The sequence below is a fragment of the Streptomyces sp. NPDC098789 genome (assembly GCF_044759975.1).
Taxonomy (GTDB): Bacteria; Actinomycetota; Actinomycetes; order Streptomycetales; family Streptomycetaceae; genus Streptomyces.
This window is the reverse complement of sequence record NZ_JBIWAJ010000018.1, coordinates 19,626-40,682: the sequence shown is the minus strand read 5'-3', so window position 1 is coordinate 40,682 and position 21,057 is coordinate 19,626. Positions and strand designations below refer to the sequence as shown.

Here is a 21,057-nt window from a genome sequence, read left to right as displayed (position 1 = left end):
GACCCAGGAGTGACCCGGGAACTTCTCCAGGGGCCGACGCGCTTGCATACAGTGACAGGTCTGACGGAATTCTCTACATCGCGATCGAAGGGACCACATGCCCATGGGTCACACGGCCACAGCTCAGGCCGGCTCCGGCGGCCTGACAGCGACCGAGCACCGCCTGGCCAACGGCCTGCGCGTGGTGCTCTCCGAGGACCACCTGACCCCGGTCGCCGCGGTCTGCCTCTGGTACGACGTCGGTTCGCGCCACGAAGTCAAGGGCCGCACCGGGCTGGCTCACCTCTTCGAGCACCTGATGTTCCAGGGTTCGAAGAGCGTGTCCGGGAACGGCCACTTCGAGCTGGTGCAGGGCGCGGGCGGTTCGCTCAACGGCACCACCAGCTTCGAGCGCACCAACTATTTCGAGACGATGCCGACCCACCAGCTCGAACTCGCGCTGTGGCTGGAGGCGGACCGGATGGGCTCGCTGCTGGCCGCCCTGGACGACGAGTCGATGGAGAACCAGCGCGACGTCGTCAAGAACGAGCGCCGCCAGCGCTACGACAACGTCCCCTACGGCACGGCGTTCGAGCGGCTGACCGCGCTCGCCTACCCCGAGGGCCACCCGTACCACCACACCCCGATCGGCTCGATGGCCGACCTGGACGCGGCCTCCCTGGAGGACGCGCGGACCTTCTTCCGCACCTACTACGCGCCCAACAACGCGGTGCTGTCGGTCGTCGGGGACATCGACCCCGAGCAGACGCTGGCCTGGGTCGAGAAGTACTTCGGCACCATCCCCGCGCACGACGGCAAGCAGCCGCCGCGCGACGGCTCGCTGCCCGACACCATGGGCGGCCAGCTGCGCGAGGAGATCGTCGAGCAGGTCCCGGCCCGCGCGCTGATGGCCGCCTACCGCCTCCCGCACGACGGCACCCGCGACTGCGACGCGGCCGACGTGGCCCTGACCATCCTGGGCGGCGGCGAGTCCTCCCGGCTGCACAACCGCCTGGTCCGCCGCGACCAGAGCGCCGTGGCGGCCGGATTCGGCATGCTGCGCCTGGCCGGCGCCCCCTCGCTCGGCTGGCTGGACGTCAAGACCTCCGGCGGGGTCGAGGTGCCCGACATCGAGGCCGCCGTCGACGAGGAGCTCGCGCGGTTCGCCGCCGAGGGCCCGACGGCCGAGGAGATGGAGCGCGCGCAGGCCCAGCTGGAGCGCGAATGGCTGGACCGGCTGAGCACGGTGGCCGGCCGCGCCGACGAACTGTGCCGCTTCGCGGTGCTCTTCGGCGACCCGCAGCTGGCGCTCACCGCCGTCGGCCGCGTCCTCGACATCACCGCCGAGGAGGTGCAGGCCGTGGCCGCGGCCCGACTGCGCCCGGACAACCGCGCGGTGCTCGTCTACGAGCCGCTCGCGGCCGAAGACGCCGAGGAAGCCGCCGAGAACGACGAGACCGAAGGGGCGGAGCAGTGAGCGACACCGCAGCCGTCACGATGACCTTCCACCCCCAGCCGCAGCCCGGCGAGGCACAGCCGTGGGCCTTCCCGGCCCCCGAGCGCGGCGCGCTGGCCACCGGCCTGACCGTGCTGCGGTGCCACCGCCCCGGCCAGCAGGTGGTGGCCGTCGAGATCAACCTCGCGGCCCCGCTGGACGCCGAACCGGCCGGCCTGGACGGCGTGGCCACCCTGATGGCCCGCGCGTTCTCCGAGGGCACCGACAAGCACTCCGCCGAGGAGTTCGCGGCCGAGCTGGAGCGCTGCGGCGCCACCCTCGACGCGCACGCCGACCACCCCGGCATCCGGGTCTCCCTGGAGGTCCCGGCCTCCCGGCTGGCCAAGGCCCTGTCGCTGCTCGCCGAGGCGCTGCGCGCCCCCGCCTTCGCGGACAGCGAGGTCGACCGCCTGGTGCGCAACCGGCTCGACGAGATCCCGCACGAGCTGGCCAACCCGCAGCGCCGGGCCGCCAAGCAGCTCTCCCATGAGCTGTTCCCGGCCACGCTGCGGATGTCCCGCCCGCGCCAGGGCACCGAGGAGACGGTGGCCCGGATCGACGCGGCGGCCGTGCGCGCCTTCTACGAGGCCCACGTGCGCCCGGCGACGGCCACCGCGGTGGTGGTCGGCGACCTGACCGGCATCGACCTCGACGCCGTCCTGGCGGACACCCTGGGCACCTGGACGGGCACCGCCGCCGAGCCGCTCCCGGTGCCCGCGATCACCGCGGACGACACCGGCCGCGTGGTCATCGTGGACCGGCCGGGCGCGGTCCAGACGCAGCTGCTGATCGGGCGGATCGGCGGGGACCGGCACGACCGGGTCTGGGCGGCCCAGGTGTTGGGCACGTACTGCCTGGGCGGCACCCTGACCTCCCGTCTGGACAAGGTCCTGCGCGAGGAGAAGGGCTACACCTACGGCGTGCGCGCCTTCGGGCAGGTGCTGCGGTCGACCGCGGACGGCACCGGCGCGTCGATGCTCGCCATCAGCGGTTCGGTGGACACCCCGAACACGGGTCCCGCGCTGGACGACCTCTGGAAGGTGCTGCGCACCCTCGCCGAGGGCGGACTGACCGACGCCGAGCGCGACGTGGCGGTGCAGAACCTGGTGGGCGTGGCGCCGCTCAAGTTCGAGACGGCCGCGTCCGTCGCCGGCACCCTGGCCGACCAGGTCGAGCAGGAGCTGCCGGACGACTACCAGGCGCAGTTGTACGCGCGGCTGGCCGAGACGGGCACGGTGGAGGCCACCTCGGCCGTCGTCAACGCCTTCCCGGTGGACCGGCTCGTCACGGTGCTGGTCGGTGACGCCGCCCAGATCGAGGCACCGGTGCGCGCGCTCGGCATCGGCGACGTGAGCGTCGTCGCCAACTGAGTTCGCAGGGGCCTAACAGGCCGAAGGGGACGAACGGGACGTGAACTGACGGCGTCCCGCAAGGGGTTTCGGTGGCTCGTCCACCGGAACCCCTTTTGTCCGTTTGGTGGAGAGGTTGCTTCTATGTCGCGTGACGTAGGTAACAATGGGGCTCGTGTGTTTGGTGATTGCCTGATGATCCGCCTAGCGTCGGCCGTGCTGTCCGTCAGTTGTCACAGCCGCACTCGCGGCACCGGACAGCGATCGCCGAGTCCCCGTCAGGCGCGAGCCTGGGGAGCCGGGGACCCACAGTCCCTGGGGTGAATCGGACCACCTCGTAAGAGGGGGCCCGTAGGAGACCTTCCTGCTCCGAACCCGTCAGCTAACCCGGTAGGCGAGAGGGAAGGAAAGGATCAACCCCTTCATGGCGTTCGGCAGCAGTCGTGCCTCCTCCGGCAAGCACCGTGGTTCCAGCCGTCTGAGCCGGAAGACCGCAGGCGTCGCCGGTATAGCCGCCCTCGCCGCCACCGGCGTCGCGGCCTCCCTCGCTGCCCCGGCCTTCGCCGCGGACAACCACAGCAGCAGCATTCCCCAGGACTCCGGCATGAAGGCCGTCGTCGTCGCCGACGACCTCGCCGGCGACATCGAGGCGCAGGCCGACGCCCAGCGCAACGCCGCCGACACCGCCGCCCTCAAGGCGCAGGCCGAGGCCGAGGCCAAGACGAAGGCCTCCGAGGCCCGCCGCCTGGCCGAGGCGAAGGCGAAGGCCGAGCGCGAGGCCAAGGAGCGCGCGGACCGTGAAGAGGAGCGCAAGCGCCTCAACACCTTCGTGATGCCGATCGAGGGCTCGTACGTCAGCACCCAGTACGGTGCGGGCGGCAGCATGTGGTCCTCCGGCAGCCACACCGGCATCGACTTCCACGCGGGCGTCGGCAACGTCGTCCGCGCCGTGGGTGCGGGCGTCATCGTCGAGGCCGGCAACGGCGGCGCGTACGGCAACAACATCGTCATCAAGCACAACGACGGTACGTACACCCAGTACGCGCACCTCTCCAGCCTGAGCGTCTCGGCCGGCGAGCAGGTCACCGCCGGGCAGCAGATCGGCCTGTCGGGCGACACCGGCAACGTCAGCGGCGCGCACCTGCACTTCGAGGCCCGCACCGGCCCGTCCTACGGCTCGGACATCAACCCGCTGACCTACCTGCGGGCCCGCGGCGTCGCGATCTGACCCCGCCCGCACAGCAGCTCCCCGAAGGCCCCGGCTCCCCGAGCCGGGGCCTTCGTGTCGTGCGGCGGCGCGCGCGACGGGGATCGTCCACCGGCCGCTCATTTCCGCCCGTCCTCGGAAAATATCGCGTGTTGCAATAGAGTCGCGAAATGGAATCTGCGGAAACGGCATTCGGTGGAGGTCCGGTCTTGCGAATTCCCGCGCACGCGGTATGTACGGCGATCCGCGACGACATCGTCTCCGGGGTCTTCGGCCCGGGCGCACGGCTCACCGAGGAGCTGCTCGCCCGCCGCTACGGAGTCTCCCGCGTCCCTGTCCGCGAGGCCCTGCGCACCCTGGAGTCCGAGGGCTTCGTCACCACGCGCCGGCACGCGGGCGCCTGCGTGGCCGAGCCGACCGCGCAGGAGGCGGCCGACCTCCTGGAGGTCCGGACGCTGCTGGAGCCCCTCGCGGCGGCCCGGGCCGCCCGGCGGCGCAGCGAGGCGCACCTCAAGGTGCTGCGCGGGCTGGTCAGGCTGGGCCAGGAACGGGCCAGGAGGGGGCAGGGGGAGGATCTGCGGGCGCTCGGGGGGTGGTTCCACGAGACGCTCACCCAGGCCTCCGACAGCCCCGGGCTGATCGCGCTGCTGACCCAGATGCGGCACAAGATCACTTGGATGTACGCCGTGGACGTCGCGGCGCGGCCCGTGGACTCCTGGGCGGAGCACGGTGCGATCGTGGACGCGGTGGCGCGCGGCGACGCGGAGCGGGCGCGTGCGCTCACCGCGGCGCACGCCGGTCGGGCGGCGGGGGCGCACCGGCTGCGCGTGAGGACTTCGCAACCTGCCGTAAACACGGCGAGCGGCCGGCTTTAACAATTCCCGTATAGGAAGGGCGGTGAGGATATTCCTGCGGTCGATTACCGCCCGCTATTTCCGGTACGGAGAATTCCGCACCCTGCGGAAAAGCAGCGGAGCCGTGGCTCCCGGAATGCGGGGGCCACGGCTCCGCCGTGTGTGGTGCGTGGGGTCGGACCCGGGGGTCAGACGGTCTCGGGGAGCTCCTCGAGACCCTCGGCGACCAGCTTCGCCAGGCGGTCGAGCGCGGCGTCCGCACCCTCGGCGTCGGACGCGAGGATGATCTCCTCGCCGCCCTGGGCGCCCAGGCCCAGAACCGCGAGCATGGACGCGGCGTTGACCGGGTTGCCGTCGGCCTTGGAGATCGTCACCGGGACGCCGGAAGCGGTCGTCGCCCGGACGAAGATCGAGGCGGGACGAGCGTGCAGGCCCTCGGCCCAGCCGACGTTGACGCGGCGCTCTGCCATGGTGATGCCCTTCAGGTTCTTACGGTTGTCTAGACCAGTCTCTCACGGCACTCCGAATGCTCCGGCCGACCTTCGACCCCAATCAGCCTGCCGTTCGACCCTCCCCAGCTTGCACTGATTTGCCCCGGCCCGCCTAATGCGCCGCGCACACCCGGCCCGGCCGATGCGCCCTCGGCGCACCCCCCGGCCGACCCTCGGCGCACCCCCGGCGCCGGCCCGCCCGCCGCCCGCCCCCCGTCCGTCCGGGACAGGCCCTAGGGTGGCCCCATGACCACCGCGTCGGACCCCTCGTACCCGGCCCACTGGGAAGCGGACGTCGTGCTGCGCGACGGCGGCACCGCCCGGATCCGGCCCATCACCACCGAGGACGCGGACCGCCTGGTCAGCTTCTACGAGCAGGTCTCGGACGAGTCGAAGTACTACCGGTTCTTCGCCCCCCACCCCCGCCTGTCCGCCAAGGACGTGCACCGCTTCACCCACCACGACTACGTGGACCGGGTCGGCCTCGCGGCCACGATCGGCGGCGAGTTCATCGGGACCGTCCGCTTCGACCGGATCGGCTCCGACGGCCGCCCCGCCTCCGGGCCCGCCGACGAGGCCGAGGTCGCCTTCCTCGTCCAGGACGCCCACCAGGGCCGCGGCGTCGCCTCGGCCCTCCTCGAACACATCGGGGCGGTCGCGCGCGAGCGCGGGATCCGCCGCTTCGCCGCCGAGGTGCTGCCCGCCAACGTCAAGATGATCAAGGTCTTCAAAGAGGTCGGCTACGAGCAGAAACGCTCCTTCGAGGACGGCTCGGTCCACCTCACCCTCGACCTCGAACCGACCGCGGAGTCGCTCGCCGTCCAGCGCGCCCGCGAACAGCGTGCCGAGGCCCGCTCCGTCCAGCGCCTGCTCGCCCCCCGCTCCGTCGCCGTCGTCGGCGCCAGCCGCACCGGTACCGGCGTGGGCGCCGCCGCCCTGCGCAACCTCCGCGACAGCGGCTTCGACGGACCGCTCTACGCGATCAACCGGGCCGTGACCTCCGACACCCTGCTCGGCGTACGGGCGTACCGCACCCTCGGCTCCATCGGCGGGCCCGTCGACCTCGCGGTGCTGGCGGTCCCCGCCGAACAGGTCCCCGAAGCGGTCGCGGACTGCGGCGAGCACGGGGTGCAGGGACTGGTGGTGCTCTCCGCGGGTTACGGCGAGAGCGGGCCCGTGGGGCTGGAGCGCCAGCGCGAGCTGGTGCGCCAGGCGCGCACCTACGGCATGCGGATCGTCGGCCCCAACGCCTTCGGCGTGATCAACACCGCGCCGGAGGTCCGGCTCAACGCCTCGCTGGCCCCCGCGCCGACCCCCGAGGTCGGCCGGATCGGCCTGTTCACCCAGTCCGGAGCCATCGGCATCGCCCTCCTCGCCGGGCTGCTGCGGCGCGGCGAGAGCCTGTCCTCCTTCGTCTCGGCGGGCAACCGGGCGGACGTCTCGGGCAACGACATCCTCCAGTACTGGTACGACGACCCGGCCACCGACGTCGCCCTGATGTACCTGGAAACCCTCGGCAACCCGCGCAAGTTCACCCGCATCGCCCGGCGCACGGCGGCCGTGAAGCCGGTGGTCGTGGCCAAGGGCGGCCGGCACAGCGGGGTCACCCCGGCGGGCCACGCGGTGCCCGGCACCCGGCTGCCCGACGCCACCGTCTCGGCGCTGCTGCGCCAGGCCGGGGTGATCCGGGTGGACACGGTGACCGAGCTGGTGGACGTGGGCCTGCTGCTCGGGTCGCAGCCGCTGCCGGGCGGGCCGCGGGTGGCGATCCTCGGGAACTCCGAATCGTTGGGCGTCCTGACGTACGACGCCTGCCTGACCGAAGGGCTGCGCCCGTGGCCCCAGCTGGACCTCACGACGGAGGCGACCCCGGAGGACTTCCGGGCGGCGCTGGTGGCGGCGCTCGCCGCCGACGCGAACGACGCGGTGATCGTCACCGCGATCCCGGCCGTCGGGCGCCAGGACCTGACGGACGGGCTCGCGGTGGCGATCCGGGAGGCGGTGCGGGAGGTTCCGGGCAAGCCGGTGGCCGTGGTGCACGTGGAGCTGGGGGCGTTGGCCGAGGCGTTGTCCGCGGCCACGAGCCTGCGGCCGGCGCCCCCGTCCGCCGCCCGCTCGACCGCCGCGGAGGCTGCCCCCCTCGCGTCGAGCGCCGGCGGGGCTGCCCCGTCCGCCTCAAGCGCCGGCGGGGCTGAGGTCTTCGCCTCAAACGCCGGCGGGGCTGGAATCAGCGCCGTGGAGGCTGAGGTCCTCGCCTCAAGCGCCGGCGGGGCTGGATTCGGCGCTGCGGGGGTTTTTCCAGCCTCGCCGGCGTTTGAGGCGAATACCTCAGCCCCCGCGGCGCTTGAGCGGGGCCGGCCGGCCGCGGAGGGGAGGGGGCGGGTGCCCGCGTACCCGGCGGCCGAGCGCGCGGTGCGCGCACTCGCCGAGGCCGTCCGCTACGCGCACTGGCGCCGGGACACCGCCGACCCCGGCCGCGTGCCCGAGTTCGACGACATCGACGAGCCCGGCGCGGCCGACCAGCTGGCCGACCTCCTCGCCAAGACCACGGGCGACGCCGCGCTGACCCTCCCCGACGACGCGGCCCGGGAGCTGCTCGCCCGCTACGGGATCCGCGTGCGGCCCACCCTCCCCGCACCCACCCCCGACGCGGCCGCGGCCGCCGCCCGCGCGCTCGGCTACCCCGTCGTGCTCAAGACCACCGCCCCGCACCTGCGCCACCGCGCCGACCTGGGCGGCGTACGGCTGGACCTGACCACCGAGGCCGAGCTGCGCCGGTCCTACGACGAGCTGACCGAGGCCCTCGGCAGCCCCGCCGAGCTGCTGCCGGTCGTCCAGGCCATGGCGCCGCGCGGGGTGGACACGGTCGTCCGGGCCGTCGTCGACCCCGGCGCGGGCGCCGTCCTCTCCTTCGGGCTGGCCGGGGTCGCCTCCGAACTCCTCGGCGACACCGCCCACCGCCTGGTCCCCGCGACCGACCGGGACGCCGCCGAGCTGATCCGGTCGATCCGCACCGCCCCGCTCCTCTTCGGCTGGCGCGGCAGCGACCCCGTGGACACCCCGGCGCTCGAAGAACTGCTGCTGAGGCTGTCCCGGCTGGTCGACGACCACCCGGAGGTGGTCGGCGTCTCCCTGGAACCGGTCGTGGTCGCCACCGAGGGCCTCTCCGTCCTCGGCGCCACCCTCCGCATCGCCCGTCCCCCCGCCCGCACGGACCTCGGGCCGCGCACCCTCCCCAGTTACTAGGCGGTGTCGGCCAGCGGACCCGCCCGGGCAGGCCGAGGCGCCCCGTACGGGCCTTAGGATGGACCTCATGGCGAAATCCGGTACGACGACCCAGGGGCTGCGCGCGGCGATCGAGCGCAGCGGCTACTACCCGGCCCTCGTGGCCGAGGCGGTGGAGGCCGCCGTGGGCGGCGAGCCGATCTCGTCGTACCTGGTCCACCAGGAGACCACCTTCGACTCCAACGAGGTCCGTCGGCACGTCACCGTCCTCGTCCTGACCGGCAACCGGTTCATCGTGAGCCACACCGACGAGCAGGCCGCCGACGCCGGGTCCCCGTCCCCGTACGCGACCACCTCGACCGAGTCGGTCAAGGTCGCCGGGATCTCCTCCGTGGTGCTCAGCCGCGTCGTCGCCAACCCGGAGTCCTACACTCCGGGCACGCTGCCCCGCGAGGTCGTCCTGACCATCGGGTGGGGCGCGGTCTCCCGGATCGACCTGGAGCCCGCCGCCTGCGGCGACCCGAACTGCGACTCCGACCACGGCTACACCGGCAATTCCACCGCCGACGACCTCAGCCTGCGGGTCAGCGAGGCGGGTGACGGCCCCGAGGCCGTGCGCCAGACCCTCGCCTTCGCGCAGGCGCTCAGCGAGGCCACCGCGGCCACGACCACCCAGGCCGCCCGCTGATGACGTACTCCGCGCAGCAGAACTGGCAGGAGCCGGAGCTGCTGGACCTCTCCGGCGCGCCCGTTCCGCAGTACGGCAGCGGTTCGCTCGCCGATCTGCTGCCGACCCTGGCGGCCGGCCAGGGCGTTCCCGGGCTCACCGCGGGGATCGCCGAGCTGACCCCGGCCGACCGCAACTGCGTCTTCCTGATCGACGGGCTCGGCTGGGAGCAGATCAAGGCCCACCCGGCCGAGGCCCCCTTCCTGACCTCGCTGCTCGGCAGCTCGCGCGGTGGCACCGGCCGGCCGATCACCGCGGGCTTCCCGGCGACCACCGCGACCTCGCTGGCCTCCGTCGGCACCGGGCTGCCGCCCGCCGCGCACGGCCTGCCGGGCTACGCCGTGCGCAACCCGGCGACCGGCGAGCTGATGAACCAGCTGCGCTGGAAGCCCTGGACCCAGCCGAAGACCTGGCAGCCGTACCCGACCGTCTTCCAGCTGGCCGACGCCGCCGGGGTAGCCACCTCGCAGGTGTCCTCCCCGGACTTCCAGCACACCCCGCTCACCAAGATCGCGCTGAGCGGCGGCAGCTTCCACGGCCGGATCACCGGCGAGGACCGGATGGACCTCGCGGCCCTGCGCCTGGCCGCCGGCGACCGCTCGCTCGTCTACACGTACTACAGCGAACTGGACGGCGCCGGGCACCGCTTCGGCGTCGACTCCGACGCCTGGCGCGGCCAGCTGATGTACGTCGACCGGCTCGTCCAGCGCCTGGCCGAGCAGCTCCCGCCGCGCTCCGCGCTCTACGTCACCGCCGACCACGGGATGGTCGACATCCCCTTCGACGAGGACGCGCGCATCGACTACGACGAGGACTGGGAGCTGGGCGCGGGCGTGGCCCTGCTCGGCGGCGAGGGCCGGGCCCGGCACGTGTACGCCGTTCCGGGCGCGCAGGCCGACGTGCTGACCGTGTGGCGCGAGGTGCTCGGCGACCGGTTCTGGATCGCGAGCCGTGAGGAGGCGCTGGAGCTGGGCTGGTTCGGCGCTCCCGGAGCCTGCGACGAGCGGGTGCTCGGGCGGATCGGGGACGTCGTCGCCGCGGCCCACGCGCAGGTCGCCATCACCGCGTCCCGGACCGAGCCGAACGAGTCCGCGCTCGCGGGCATGCACGGTTCGATGACCGCGGCCGAGCAGCTCGTCCCGCTGCTCGAAGTGCGTACGCCCTAGGGGGTGTCTGACGGATGTGCGTGGGGAAGGAGCGGTGTCCGGTGCGTGCTCTCGGCGTGCCGAGCGGAAGCCCGCGTACTGGACGTACTCGGTCTTTCGGTCGGTGCGGCGAGAGTGCGTGCCGGGCGCCGCGACGCCGCGGACATCCGTCAGACACCCCCTAGGGTCCCGGCCCCGGCCGTCCTGCTGCGCCTCCCGCCTTCCGCCCCTTTTGCCCCCTAGCCCTCCCGCCCTCGAAAGGTCCCGTACTCCGCATGCCCGAGCTGGCTTTTTTCTCCGGAACCATGGACTGCGGGAAGAGCACGCTGGCGCTCCAGATCGGGCACAACCGTTCGGCCCGGGGGCTCCAGGGCGTGATCTTCACGCGCGACGACCGCGCGGGCGAGGGCAAGCTGTCCTCCCGCCTCGGGCTGGTGACGGAAGCGGTCGAGGCCTCCGAGGGCATGGACCTGTACGCCTACGTGGTCGCCCAGCTCTCCAAGGGCGGCAAGGCGGACTACGTGATCGTGGACGAGGCCCAGTTCCTGGCGCCGGCGCAGATCGACCAGCTGGCCCGGATCGTCGACGACCTCGACATGGACGTCTTCGCCTTCGGCATCACCACGGACTTCCGGACCAAGCTGTTCCCCGGCTCGCAGCGGCTGATCGAGCTGGCGGACCGCGTCGAACAGCTCCAGGTGGAGGCCCTGTGCTGGTGCGGGGCGCGCGCCACGCACAACGCCCGCACGGTCGCCGGTGAGATGGTGGTCGAGGGGGCCCAGGTCGTCGTCGGGGACGTGAACCGCCCGGCCGAGGCGATCGGTTACGAGGTCCTCTGCCGCCGCCACCACCGCAAGCGCATGACCTCGGCCGCGGCCCACGCGGGCGCGCTCTCCCCGGACGTCCTCCCGGTCAACCAGGCCTGACGGTCCGTCGCGGCGGAGCGCGTGGCGGCTCGAAGCGGAGCCCGAGGCGGAACCCGAGGCGGAACCCGAGGCGGAGTCTTTGCCTCCGGCCGAGAATCTTTACCAAAGTAAAGGGTTCCGTGGTGTCGCCCGTCCCTTGCCCCGCGGCCTCGCGCAAGCGCGCTTCCGGTGGGTCGAACCGGCGGCCAGAAGCGCCTCCGATGGGCCCGGAGCCGCCCTCAACTGCGTGGTAGTGTCCTGAATTGGCGACCCGGCACAGACCGATCCGGACCGCCCTGGGGGAATCCAGGCGGCCCGGCCCTTGTGGGACCGCCATCGGCGATCCAGGCGCGTCGACGCGGATGCATACGTATGAGTGTGCACTCGCCAACCGGCGCCGGGGGTCGTCGGCGCAGCTTGTGCATCATCAGAACAGCAGGCCCGGGCTCACGGGACCGCCGGTTCCGAGGGTTCGAGGTCTTTTCGCATCGGGGGATGAGAAGGATCGTGTATTTCCGCGTTCTCGGAGCACTCGCCGTGGAGGCCGACGGCGGGACTCCGCACACACCACAGGCGTTGAAACTCCGGGCCCTGTTGGCCCTGTTATGCCTCAACGACGGCAGGCCGCTGTCCGCCGCCCAACTCATCGACGACCTCTGGTCGGGCGCACCGCCGCGCACCGCGTCCACCGCACTGCAGGTCTACGTGTCCCGGCTCCGCAAGCACCTGGCGGGTGCGGGCTTCGACGCCTCCGGGCTGGTGACCCGGCCGCCCGGCTACATGATGGAACTCGCCCCGCTCACCCTTGACCTGCACCGGTTCGAGTCGCTGGGCCTGCGGGCCGCGGCCGCGCGCACGGCGGGCCGGCTGGAAGAGGCCTCGGCGCTGCTCTCCCAGGCGCTCGGGCTGTGGACCGGCCCCGCCCTGGCGGACCTGCGCACGGTCGCGGCGCTGCAGAGCCTGGGCCACCAACTGGACGAGAAGCGGTCGGCCGCCCTGGAGGAGCGGGCCGAGACGGAACTCCTCCTGGGGAGGCACAAGTCGCTGATCGGGGAGCTCTACGGGCTGATCGACGAACAGCCGATGCGGGAGCCCTTCCACGGCTTCCTGATGCTCGCGCTGTACCGCAGCGGTCGCCCGGCCGAGGCCCTGATGATCTACAACCGCGTCCGGCGCGTCCTCATCGACGAGATCGGCATCGAACCGGGGCCCAAACTCCAGCAGTTGCAGCGGTCCGTGCTGGCGCGGGACGTCGAACTCGAAGAGCACACCCTCGCCCACCTCGCCTGCTGACCCTCGCCCCCTCGAACCCTCCGGCCCCGCGACGCTCATCGCTCGCGGGGTCGGAGCCCCCAGGGGTTGGGCGCCTCTTCGCCCGACTCCAGCGCGTCCATTCCCACTTCGCGCGTCCTCGCCGCGCCGCCGGTCCCGCCGCACCCGATGACGGCGGGCACCCGCGCATGCTGCCGGGCCTCCTCCGTGAACGCCTCGACCGCCCCGGGCCACGCCTCCACGCCGTCGTTGCCGGCCCCGGACCCGGACCCTCGTCCGGGTCCGGACCCTCAGGAGCGGGAATGTCCATGGAGTGCGAATTTAAAGCCCGGTGAGGAGATTTTCCTCATCCTCAAGAATGAGATCTCACCGGCGTTAAGCAGCGCTTTAGCGAAGTGAAATGCAAGGGGCGTGCATGCGAGAATTTAGTGGCCACGTCAAACCTTCTTCTCGCAGGTGGGGGCGGGGTAGAGGTATTCTCCGGCGTTCTTCTTTCATTCCTCCTGTTCCGTCCTCGCATTCGGCGAGGAGCCGTCGACCGGCGTGCGATATGAGGAGTGTGGGAGAAGTGTCAGGGTCCGGATCCGGCGACGTGCACCTTCCCGTGTCAACGGCCCAACGCGAGATGTGGCTGGCCGAACAGGTCGATCCGAGCGCTCCGCAGCAGCGCATCGGGGAGTATCTGGAGCTGCACGGGCCCATCGACCACCAGGTCTTCGAGGCGGCGATGCGGCGGGCCGTCGCGGAGGCCGTCCCGCTGCACGCCCGCTTCGTCGAGGAGGACGGCGAGCCCCGGCAGAGCGTGCTCCCCTTCACCGACTGGGAGTTCCCGGTCCTCGACGTCAGCGGCGCGCCGGACCCCGCGGCCGCCGCGCGGGCCTGGATGCGGGCCGACCTGGCCCGCCGGATGGACCTTTCCCGCGGACCGCTCTTCTCCTACGCGCTGTTCACCCTGGGGCCGGAGCACCGCTTCTGGTACCTCAGCGCGCACCACGCGGTCGCCGACGGGCACACGGGCGCGCTCGTCGCCCAGCGGGTGTCCGAGCTGTACACCGCCATGACGGCGGGCCTCCCGCTGCCGGCGAGCCCCTTCGGAGCCGTGTGGGACATGCTGGCGGCCGACGCGGACTACCAGGCCTCCGACCGGGGCGCGGCGGACCGGGCGTACTGGACCACCCGCTTCGCGGACGCGCCGGAGGTAGCCACCCTCGCCACCCGACCCGCCTCTCCGCCCGTCTCCCGGCCCGTCTCCCGGCCCGTCTCCCGGCCCGCCGCCGGGGTGCCCGACGGGCCCGCCGCGCACCGCCAGATCAGCCACACCGGCAGCCTCTCCGCGACCGGGACCGAGGAGCTGAAGGCCGCGGCCCGCGCGGCCCGCACCCACTGGTCCGTCCTGGTGATAGCCGCCGCGGCCGCCCAGGTCCACCGGCTCTCCGGTGGGGAGGACGTCATCCTGAGCCTGCCGATGGCCGCCCGCACCGACGCCGCGGCCCGCGCCATGCCGGGCATGTACTCCAACGTCCTGCCCCTGCGCGTCCGGGTCCGCCCCGAGCAGACGGCGTACGAGCTCGTGCGCGAAGTCGCCGGTGGATTCCGGGAGATGATCCGGCACCAGCGGCACCGGGGCGAGCACCTGGGACGCGATCTCGGCCTGTCCGACACGGGGCGCTACCGGACCGGACCCATGGTCAACATCATGGCCTTCGACTACGACCTGCACTTCGCCGGACAGCCCGCCACCGCCCACCACCTGACGCAGGGTCTCGTCGAGGACCTGTCGTTCACGGCCTTCGACCGCGCGGACGGCCGGGGGCTGCGGATCGACCTCGTCGCCGACTCGGCGCGCTACGGGGCCGACGAGCTGGCCGCGCACCACGCCCGCTTCCTGCGCCTCCTGCGGGCCTTCACCACGGACCGGGACGCGCCGGTCGGCTCGGTCGAGCTGCTCACCGAGGGAGACCGGATCCGGCTGCTCACCGAACTGGGCGGCCCCGAGCACAAGTACCCGGAGGCCACCCTCCCGGAGATGTTCGCCCGCCAGGTCGCGAGGACCCCGCACCTGCCGGCCGTCGTCTCGGCGGAGGCCACCTTGACCTACCGGGAGCTGGACACCGCCTCCAACCGGCTCGCCCGGCTGCTGCTCGCCCGGGGCGTGGGCCCCGAGCGGATCGTCGCCCTCGCACTGCCGCGCTCGGCCGGGCTCGCCGTCGCCGTCCTCGCCGTCCTCAAGGCGGGCGGCTGCTACCTGCCCGTCGATCCCGAATACCCTGCCGAGCGCCTGTCGTTCATGCTGGCGGACACCGCCCCCGCCGTCGTGCTGAGCACCGAGGACACGGCCCGCCGGCTGCCGCACACCGACGCCCCCCGGCTGCTCCTCGACGACGGCGCCACCCTGCGCGAGCTGGCGGGCCTGGCCGACACGGAGATCGACGACGAACAGCGGCCCCACCGCCTCGACCCGGCCCATCCGGTCTACGTGATCTACACCTCGGGCACCACCGGTCGGCCCAAGGGCGTGCTGATGCCCGGGCGGGCGATGGTCAACCTGCTGTCCTGGCACGACGCCGCCTTCCCTTCGGCGGACGGGACGAGGATCGCCCAGTTCACCGCGCTCAGCTTCGACGTGTCCGTGCAGGAGATCCTGTCCGCGCTGCTGTTCGGCAAGACCCTGGTGGTGCCGGCCGAGGAGGTCCGGCGCAACCCCGAGCTGCTCGCCGCCTGGCTCGACGCGGAGCGGGTCAACGAGCTGTTCGCCCCCAACCTCGTCCTGGAGGCCGTGTGCGAGGCGGCCTTGGACCGGGGGCTGACCATCCCGTCGCTGCTGCTCCTGGCCCAGGGCGGCGAGGCGCTCACGCCCAGCCTGCGGGTGCGCGCGTTCGTACGCGGCCGTCCCGGCCGCCGGCTGCACAACCACTACGGGCCGAGCGAGACCCATCTGGTGACGGCCCACACCATGGCGGCCGACGTCGACGCCTGGCCGGCCGCCGCCCCCATCGGGCGGCCGATCCCCAACATCAGGGCGTACGTCCTGGACGCCGGGCTCCGGCTGGTCCCGGAGGGCGCGGGCGGAGAGCTGTACCTCGCCGGCGCCGGGGTGGCCCGGGGCTACCTGAACCGGCCCGGACTCACCGCCGGTCGGTTCGTCGCCGACCCGTACGGGCCGCCGGGGAGCCGGATGTACCGGACCGGGGACGTGGTCCGTTGGCTGCCCGACGGTGCGTTGGAGTACCAGGGCCGCTCCGACGACCAGATCAAGATCCGCGGCTTCCGGATCGAGCCCGGCGAGATCAAGGCGGCCCTCGCCGCCTGCCCGGGCATCGTCCACGCCGAGGTGGTGGCCCGCGAGGTGCGGCCCGGGGACAAGCGGCTCGTCGGCTACGTCGTGCCCGCGACGCCGGGCTGCGACACGGCCGCGGTCCGCGCGTTCGTCCGGGAACGGTTGCCGGCCCACATGGTGCCCTCCGTCGTCGTCGAGCTGGCGGAGCTCCCGCTCACGCCGAACGGGAAGCTGGACCGCCGGGCGCTGCCCGAGCCCCGGCTCGCCGCCGCCGCGCCGGCCCGCGAACCGGCCACCGAGCGGGAGCGCGTCCTGTGCGCCCTCTTCGCCCGGGTGCTGGAGCTGCCCACGGTCGGCCCCGACGAGAACTTCTTCGACCTCGGCGGCCATTCCCTCCTCGCCGCCCGGCTCGTCGCACGGATCCGGGCCGCCCTCGCCGTGCCCCTGGAGGTGCACGCCCTGTTCGAGGCCCCGAGCCCGGCCGCCCTCGCCCGACGCATCGCCGACCCGTCCTCCGGCGCCGCACCGGGGCCTCTGCTGGCGCTGCGCGCGGAGGGCTCCCGGCCCCCGCTGTTCTGCGTCCACCCGGCCGCCGGCACGGGCTGGCCGTACGCGGGGCTGCTGCCGCACCTCGGTCCCGACCAGCCCGTGTACGCGCTCCGGGCGCGCGGCCCCGGGGGAGCGGCGGGCCTACCGGCCACCATCGAGGAGATGGCCGCCGATTACGTCGCCCAGATCAGGGCCGTCCGCCCGCGAGGCCCCTACCGGCTGCTCGGCTGGTCCTTCGGGGGGCTGGTGGCCCACGCCATGGCGGCCCTCCTGGAGCGCACGGGCGCCACGGTCGACCTGCTTGTGATGCTCGACTCCTACCCCGTGGACGACCGGCTCCGTGCCGCCATGCCGCCCGTCAGCGAAGCGGAGTTCGAGCGCTCCCTGGTCCAGTCGGCCGGTGACGCGGACGACCCCCTCGGGGACGACCGGGCCCGCGCCGATCTGCTCGCCGTCTACCGCAACGACCTCGACCTGATGGCCGCGTTCCGGCCCGGCGGCTTCCGCGGCGGCCTGCTGTTCTTCCGGGCCGCGCGGAGCGACCCCGACGACCCGTACGAGCCGGGCCGCGGCACGGCCGCGGCCTGGACCGGGCACATCGACGGCCCCGTCGAATCCCACGACGTGCCCGCCACCCACCACCGCATGACGCGCCCCCACGCCCTGGCACTGATCGGACCGCTCCTCGCCGAGCGGCTCCGCTCCGCCGACGCGTGACGGCCCCGACCCTCCCCCCCCACACCCCACACCCGCGCGCCCGCGCCCCGAGGACCCGGAGGTCCCCCGCATGACCGTCACCCCGACCCGTCCCGAGACGGCCGCCCCGGACGCCGAGTTGGCAGCCGTACGCTCGCTGGCCCGCCGCGGCATCGAGGGCCGGACGGACCACCACGGCCCGCGGTTCCTGCGCAGGCTCGCCGAGGGCCAGGACGGGGGCCCGTACGAGCACGTCGAGGTGCGCCCGTCGGGGCCGCTGATCGGCGCCGAGATCCACGGCATCGACCTGCGCACCCCGCTGGGCGACGAGGTCTTCGCCGAGCTCGACCGGGCCCTGCTCGAATGGAAGGTGCTGTTCTTCCGCGACCAGGACCTCGACCCCGAGCAGCAGCGGGCCTTCGCCTCCCGGTGGGGCGCCATCGAGGGCCACCCCTTCCTGCCGGCGGGCACCGGCGAGGACGTCGTGCGGCTGGAGAAGGGCAAGCAGAACCCCGGCTTCGAGAACGTCTGGCACTACGACTTCCCGTGGGTCGAGCGGCCCCCCATGGGCGCCGTCCTGCGCATGGTGGAACTGCCCCCCGGGGGCGGCGGCGACACGCTGTTCACGGACGCGGCCGCCGCTTACGACAACCTTTCCGACGACACCAAGGCGCGCATCGACGGACTGAGGACGGTCAACGACTTCACCCCCTCGGCGAACTACCGCGAGCTGATGACCGACGAGCAGCGCGCGCACTTCCAGGCGCTCTACCCGCCGGTGGAGCACCCGTTGGTGCGCACCCATCCGCGGACCGGGCGCAAGACGCTGTTCCTGACCTCGATCTTCACCACGCACCTCGCGGGCCTGCCGGCCGACGAGAGCGAGGAGCTGCTCGGTCACCTCTTCCGTCAGCTGGAGTACCCCGAGTACCAGGTGCGCTTCCGCTGGGAGGCGAAGTCCATCGCCTTCTGGGACAACCGCGCCGTGCAGCACTACGCGACCTCGGACTACCACCCGGACCGCCGGGTCGCGGACCGCACGGCCATCGCGGGCGACCGGCCGTTCTGACATGACCTTCGACACGAACGAGGCGGTCTCCGGCACGGCCGGGCCGCTGGCCGTCGTCAGCGGCGGCACCCGGGGCATCGGCCTGGCCCTGAGCCTGCGGCTGGCGCACCTCGGCCACCGGGTGGCCGCCCTGTACCGCGCCGACCACCGGTCCGCGCGGGAGGCGGCCGCGCTCGGCGCGGGCCGGATCGAGACCCACCAGGTCGACATGACCCGCCCCGACCAGGTGCGCGCCGTGTCCGAACGGCTGCTCGCCGAACACGGCGCGCCCGACGTCCTGGTGAACAACGCCGGGATCAACCGGGACCGGCCGTTCCTGGAGCTCAGCGACGAGGACTGGGACCAGGTCCTGGCGACCAACCTGTCCGGGCCGTTCCACCTGACCCGGGCCCTCGCCCCGGCGATGGTGAAGGCGGGCCGCGGCGCGATCGTCAACGTCGGCGCGACCACCGGGATCCGGCCGCGGGCCAACGGCGTCAACTACTGCGCCAGCAAAGCGGGTCTGCTGCACTTCACCCGGTGCCTCGCGCTGGAGCTCGCCCCCGCGGTCCGCGTCAACTCGCTCGTCCCCGGCTTCACCGACACCCCCGAGGTGGTCGAGCGGTACGGCCTGGCGGAGCCCGAGCGACGTGCCCGGGTGCTCGGGGAGATCCCCTTGCGCACGCTGGGCACCGTCGAGGACGTCGCCGACGCGCTGGAATACCTCGTCGGCCGTCCGGGCCGCTACGTCACGGGCCAGCAACTCATCGTCGACGGCGGCAACTTCATGGGCTGAACACCGGCCCGCCCCTGCCCCGTACCGCCACCACCGACACTGCCACCCACCGACCTACGGAGGAAGACACACCCATGCTTCTCAGTGAAGAGCAGATCGCCCGCTACCACGAGGATGGATTCCTCCTCGTGGAGTCCGCGCTGGACGAGAGCGAGGTGGAGCGGCTGCGCGCCGCGTTCCTGCGGGACTGCGAGGTCCGCGGCCCGCAGGTGATCAGGGAGGAGTCCGGCGACGAGGTGCGCGCCGTGTACGCCTCGCACCACCGCCGGCCCGAGTACGCCGGGCTGATCCGGGACCCCAGGGTGCTGGGCCCGGTACGGCAGTTGCTCACGGACGACGTGTACGTCTACCAGTTCAAGATCAATGCCAAGCCGGCCTTCGGCGGCGAGAAGTGGTCCTGGCACCAGGACTACGTCGCCTGGCGCATCGCCGACCAGCTGCCCGCCCCGCTCCAGGTCAACGTGGGCGTCTTCCTCGACGCCGTCGACGAGTTCAACGGACCCGTGATCTTCCTGCCCGGCTCGCACCGCGGCGGCCTGGTGCGCGACAGCCGCACGACGCGGGCCAGGTCCGCCCAGCACCTCGACCCCGACGACATCGCGCTGACCCCGGAGCAGCTGTCCCGACTGGTCGCCGAGCGCGGCATGGTCAGCCCCAAGGGCCCCGCGGGCTCCCTCGTCTTCTTCTCGCCCGAGATCGTGCACGGCTCCGCGCCCAACATGTCGCCCTTCCCGCGGCGCCTGCTCATCACCACCTACAACGACACGACGAACCTGCCGAGTTGGTCCGGTGAACCGCGGCCCGACTACGTCGTGTGCCGGGACACCGAGCCCCTGCGGGTGCTCGACGCCCCCTTCCTGGACGCCCTCGAAGGGGTGTCGGCGTGATGCGCGGCAAGGCGGTCGTCCTGGAGGAGTTCGGCCGGCCGCTCGCGCTGCGGGAGTACGAGGTCCCGCCCGCCCCGGCCGGCGGGATGATCGTCGCCTGCCGCCACGGCGGCATCTGCGGCACCGACCTCCACCTCCAGCAGGGCCACCTGCCGATCCCCACCCCCCTGGTCCTCGGCCACGAGGGCCTCGGCACCGTCCACGAGCTCGGTCCGGGCGCCCCCGCGCACGACGCCACCGGGGCCGCGCTGGGCGCCGGCGACACGGTGATGTGGGCCTCCTCGATCGCCTGCGGCTCCTGCGTGCCGTGCCGGCTGCACCGCGAGCCGACCCTGTGCGAGAACCGCCGCACCTACGGGGTCAACCGCTCCACCACCGACGGCCCCGAACTCTCGGGCGCCTGGGCCGAGTTCATCGCCCTGCAAGCGGGCACCACCGTCGTGCGGCTCGACGAGGGCATCGACCCGCTCGCCGCCATGTCCCTGGCCTGCGCGGGGCCGACCGTCGTGCACGCCCTCCACGAGCGGCGGCCGGTGCGGCTCGGCGAGACGGTCGTGGTCCAGGGCAGCGGCCCGGTGGGCCTGGCCGCCGCCGCGTTCGCCCAACTCTCCGGGGCCGCCAAGGTGATCCTCGTGGGCGGCCCCGACAGCCGCCTGGCCCTCGCGGCCGCCGCCGGCATCGGCGACGTACACCTCGACGTCACCGGGCCCGGTGGCCCCGAGGCCGTCCTGGAGCGGGTGCGCGCGGAGACCGGGGGAGCGGGGGCCGACCTCGTCATCGAGTGCGCGGGCGTGCCCGCGGCCGTCGCGCAGGGCCTCACCATGGCGCGCCGCGGGGGCTCGTACCTGGTGATCGGCCAGTACACGGACGCGGGGGACACCCTGCTCAACCCGCACCAGATCGTCTACCGGCAGCTCGACGTCGTCGGATCCTGGGCGTTCACCGGCGCGCACCTCGTCGAGTACGTGCGCCTGCTGCCCGCCCTCGTGGCCCGTTTCGACCTGGCGAGCCTGGTGTCGTCCTACCCGCTGCACGACCACCGGGCCGCGCTCGCGGCCGTGGCGGACGGCTCGGTGATGAAGGCGGTCCTCTCGAACGAGTAGGCCGGTGACATCCGTTGCCGTGGGTGTGGAGCCGCCGGGGGACGTCCGGCGG

15 protein-coding genes and 1 riboswitch are annotated in these 21,057 nt (G+C 73.2%); of the genes, 14 read left to right on the top strand and 1 reads right to left on the bottom strand.

What is annotated here, in order from left to right; translation table 11 throughout:
- The first annotated feature begins 103 nt into the window (after positions 1–103).
- From ACIQWR_RS30735 to ACIQWR_RS30720, 4 genes are all read left to right on the top strand, one after another.
- Positions 104–1,456: a pitrilysin family protein gene (locus ACIQWR_RS30735; RefSeq protein WP_354381424.1), complete on the top strand. Its 1,353-nt coding sequence runs from the start codon at positions 104–106 to the stop codon at positions 1,454–1,456.
- 20 nt (positions 1,457–1,476) lie between these two features.
- Positions 1,477–2,844, top strand: a complete 1,368-nt coding sequence (locus tag ACIQWR_RS30730; protein WP_404016419.1) for a M16 family metallopeptidase — start codon at positions 1,477–1,479, stop codon at positions 2,842–2,844.
- Between the two features lie 234 nt (positions 2,845–3,078).
- Positions 3,079–3,235, top strand: a riboswitch (cyclic di-AMP (ydaO/yuaA leader).
- A 12-nt stretch (positions 3,236–3,247) separates the two neighbouring features.
- On the top strand, positions 3,248–4,051 hold the full coding sequence (locus ACIQWR_RS30725; RefSeq protein ID WP_404016188.1) for a M23 family metallopeptidase: 804 nt from the start codon (positions 3,248–3,250) through the stop codon (positions 4,049–4,051).
- A 188-nt stretch (positions 4,052–4,239) separates the two neighbouring features.
- Positions 4,240–4,905: a GntR family transcriptional regulator gene (locus ACIQWR_RS30720; RefSeq protein WP_404016186.1), complete on the top strand. Its 666-nt coding sequence runs from the start codon at positions 4,240–4,242 to the stop codon at positions 4,903–4,905.
- Positions 4,906–5,072: 167 nt separating this feature from the next.
- Here the strand turns inward: ACIQWR_RS30720 and ACIQWR_RS30715 are convergent, their stop codons facing one another.
- The gene (locus ACIQWR_RS30715) at positions 5,073–5,354 is read right to left on the bottom strand and encodes an HPr family phosphocarrier protein (protein WP_351049747.1); all 282 of its coding nucleotides are present in this window, start codon (positions 5,352–5,354) and stop codon (positions 5,073–5,075) included.
- A gap of 267 nt (positions 5,355–5,621) precedes the next feature.
- Between ACIQWR_RS30715 and ACIQWR_RS30710 the strand changes: the two genes are divergently transcribed.
- The 10 genes from ACIQWR_RS30710 to ACIQWR_RS30665 all read left to right on the top strand — a co-directional run bounded on the left by ACIQWR_RS30710 (position 5,622) and on the right by ACIQWR_RS30665 (position 21,005).
- A complete protein-coding gene (locus tag ACIQWR_RS30710) occupies positions 5,622–8,621 on the top strand; it encodes a GNAT family N-acetyltransferase (RefSeq protein WP_404016183.1) in 3,000 nt (999 codons plus the stop codon).
- 58 nt (positions 8,622–8,679) lie between these two features.
- Complete coding sequence (locus ACIQWR_RS30705; RefSeq protein WP_354381428.1) at positions 8,680–9,288, top strand: DUF5998 family protein; 609 nt, start codon at positions 8,680–8,682, stop codon at positions 9,286–9,288.
- Complete coding sequence (locus ACIQWR_RS30700) at positions 9,288–10,493, top strand: alkaline phosphatase family protein (protein WP_404016181.1); 1,206 nt, start codon at positions 9,288–9,290, stop codon at positions 10,491–10,493. The genes ACIQWR_RS30705 and ACIQWR_RS30700 overlap by 1 nt, the downstream gene beginning before the upstream one ends.
- A gap of 254 nt (positions 10,494–10,747) precedes the next feature.
- Positions 10,748–11,398, top strand: a complete 651-nt coding sequence (locus ACIQWR_RS30695; protein ID WP_404016178.1) for a thymidine kinase — start codon at positions 10,748–10,750, stop codon at positions 11,396–11,398.
- 486 nt (positions 11,399–11,884) lie between these two features.
- Positions 11,885–12,670, top strand: coding sequence for a BTAD domain-containing putative transcriptional regulator (locus ACIQWR_RS30690; protein WP_404016176.1), 786 nt, complete (start codon positions 11,885–11,887; stop codon positions 12,668–12,670).
- A 583-nt stretch (positions 12,671–13,253) separates the two neighbouring features.
- Positions 13,254–17,192: an amino acid adenylation domain-containing protein gene (locus ACIQWR_RS30685; protein ID WP_404016173.1), complete on the top strand. Its 3,939-nt coding sequence runs from the start codon at positions 13,254–13,256 to the stop codon at positions 17,190–17,192.
- Between the two features lie 70 nt (positions 17,193–17,262).
- Positions 17,263–18,240, top strand: a complete 978-nt coding sequence (locus tag ACIQWR_RS30680) for a TauD/TfdA dioxygenase family protein (RefSeq protein ID WP_404016170.1) — start codon at positions 17,263–17,265, stop codon at positions 18,238–18,240.
- 1 nt (position 18,241) lies between these two features.
- Positions 18,242–19,015 carry an SDR family NAD(P)-dependent oxidoreductase gene (locus tag ACIQWR_RS30675; RefSeq protein WP_404016167.1) on the top strand — a complete coding sequence of 258 codons (774 nt, stop codon included), beginning with the start codon at positions 18,242–18,244 and terminating at the stop codon, positions 19,013–19,015.
- A 74-nt stretch (positions 19,016–19,089) separates the two neighbouring features.
- The gene (locus ACIQWR_RS30670) at positions 19,090–19,902 is read left to right on the top strand and encodes a phytanoyl-CoA dioxygenase family protein (RefSeq protein WP_404016164.1); all 813 of its coding nucleotides are present in this window, start codon (positions 19,090–19,092) and stop codon (positions 19,900–19,902) included.
- Positions 19,902–21,005: a zinc-binding dehydrogenase gene (locus ACIQWR_RS30665; protein ID WP_404016161.1), complete on the top strand. Its 1,104-nt coding sequence runs from the start codon at positions 19,902–19,904 to the stop codon at positions 21,003–21,005. The genes ACIQWR_RS30670 and ACIQWR_RS30665 overlap by 1 nt, the downstream gene beginning before the upstream one ends.
- The last annotated feature ends 52 nt before the right edge of the window (positions 21,006–21,057 follow it).

Coding starts and splice junctions, on each gene's coding strand:
- ACIQWR_RS30675 (WP_404016167.1), top strand. CDS start 18,242: ATGACCTTCGACACGAACGAGGCGGTCTCCGGCACGGCCGGGCCGCTG.
- ACIQWR_RS30735 (WP_354381424.1), top strand. CDS start 104: ATGGGTCACACGGCCACAGCTCAGGCCGGCTCCGGCGGCCTGACAGCG.
- ACIQWR_RS30710 (WP_404016183.1), top strand. CDS start 5,622: ATGACCACCGCGTCGGACCCCTCGTACCCGGCCCACTGGGAAGCGGAC.
- ACIQWR_RS30715 (WP_351049747.1), bottom strand. CDS start 5,354: ATGGCAGAGCGCCGCGTCAACGTCGGCTGGGCCGAGGGCCTGCACGCT.
- ACIQWR_RS30695 (WP_404016178.1), top strand. CDS start 10,748: ATGCCCGAGCTGGCTTTTTTCTCCGGAACCATGGACTGCGGGAAGAGC.
- ACIQWR_RS30670 (WP_404016164.1), top strand. CDS start 19,090: ATGCTTCTCAGTGAAGAGCAGATCGCCCGCTACCACGAGGATGGATTC.
- ACIQWR_RS30665 (WP_404016161.1), top strand. CDS start 19,902: ATGCGCGGCAAGGCGGTCGTCCTGGAGGAGTTCGGCCGGCCGCTCGCG.
- ACIQWR_RS30725 (WP_404016188.1), top strand. CDS start 3,248: ATGGCGTTCGGCAGCAGTCGTGCCTCCTCCGGCAAGCACCGTGGTTCC.
- ACIQWR_RS30700 (WP_404016181.1), top strand. CDS start 9,288: ATGACGTACTCCGCGCAGCAGAACTGGCAGGAGCCGGAGCTGCTGGAC.
- ACIQWR_RS30680 (WP_404016170.1), top strand. CDS start 17,263: ATGACCGTCACCCCGACCCGTCCCGAGACGGCCGCCCCGGACGCCGAG.
- ACIQWR_RS30730 (WP_404016419.1), top strand. CDS start 1,477: ATGACCTTCCACCCCCAGCCGCAGCCCGGCGAGGCACAGCCGTGGGCC.
- ACIQWR_RS30705 (WP_354381428.1), top strand. CDS start 8,680: ATGGACCTCATGGCGAAATCCGGTACGACGACCCAGGGGCTGCGCGCG.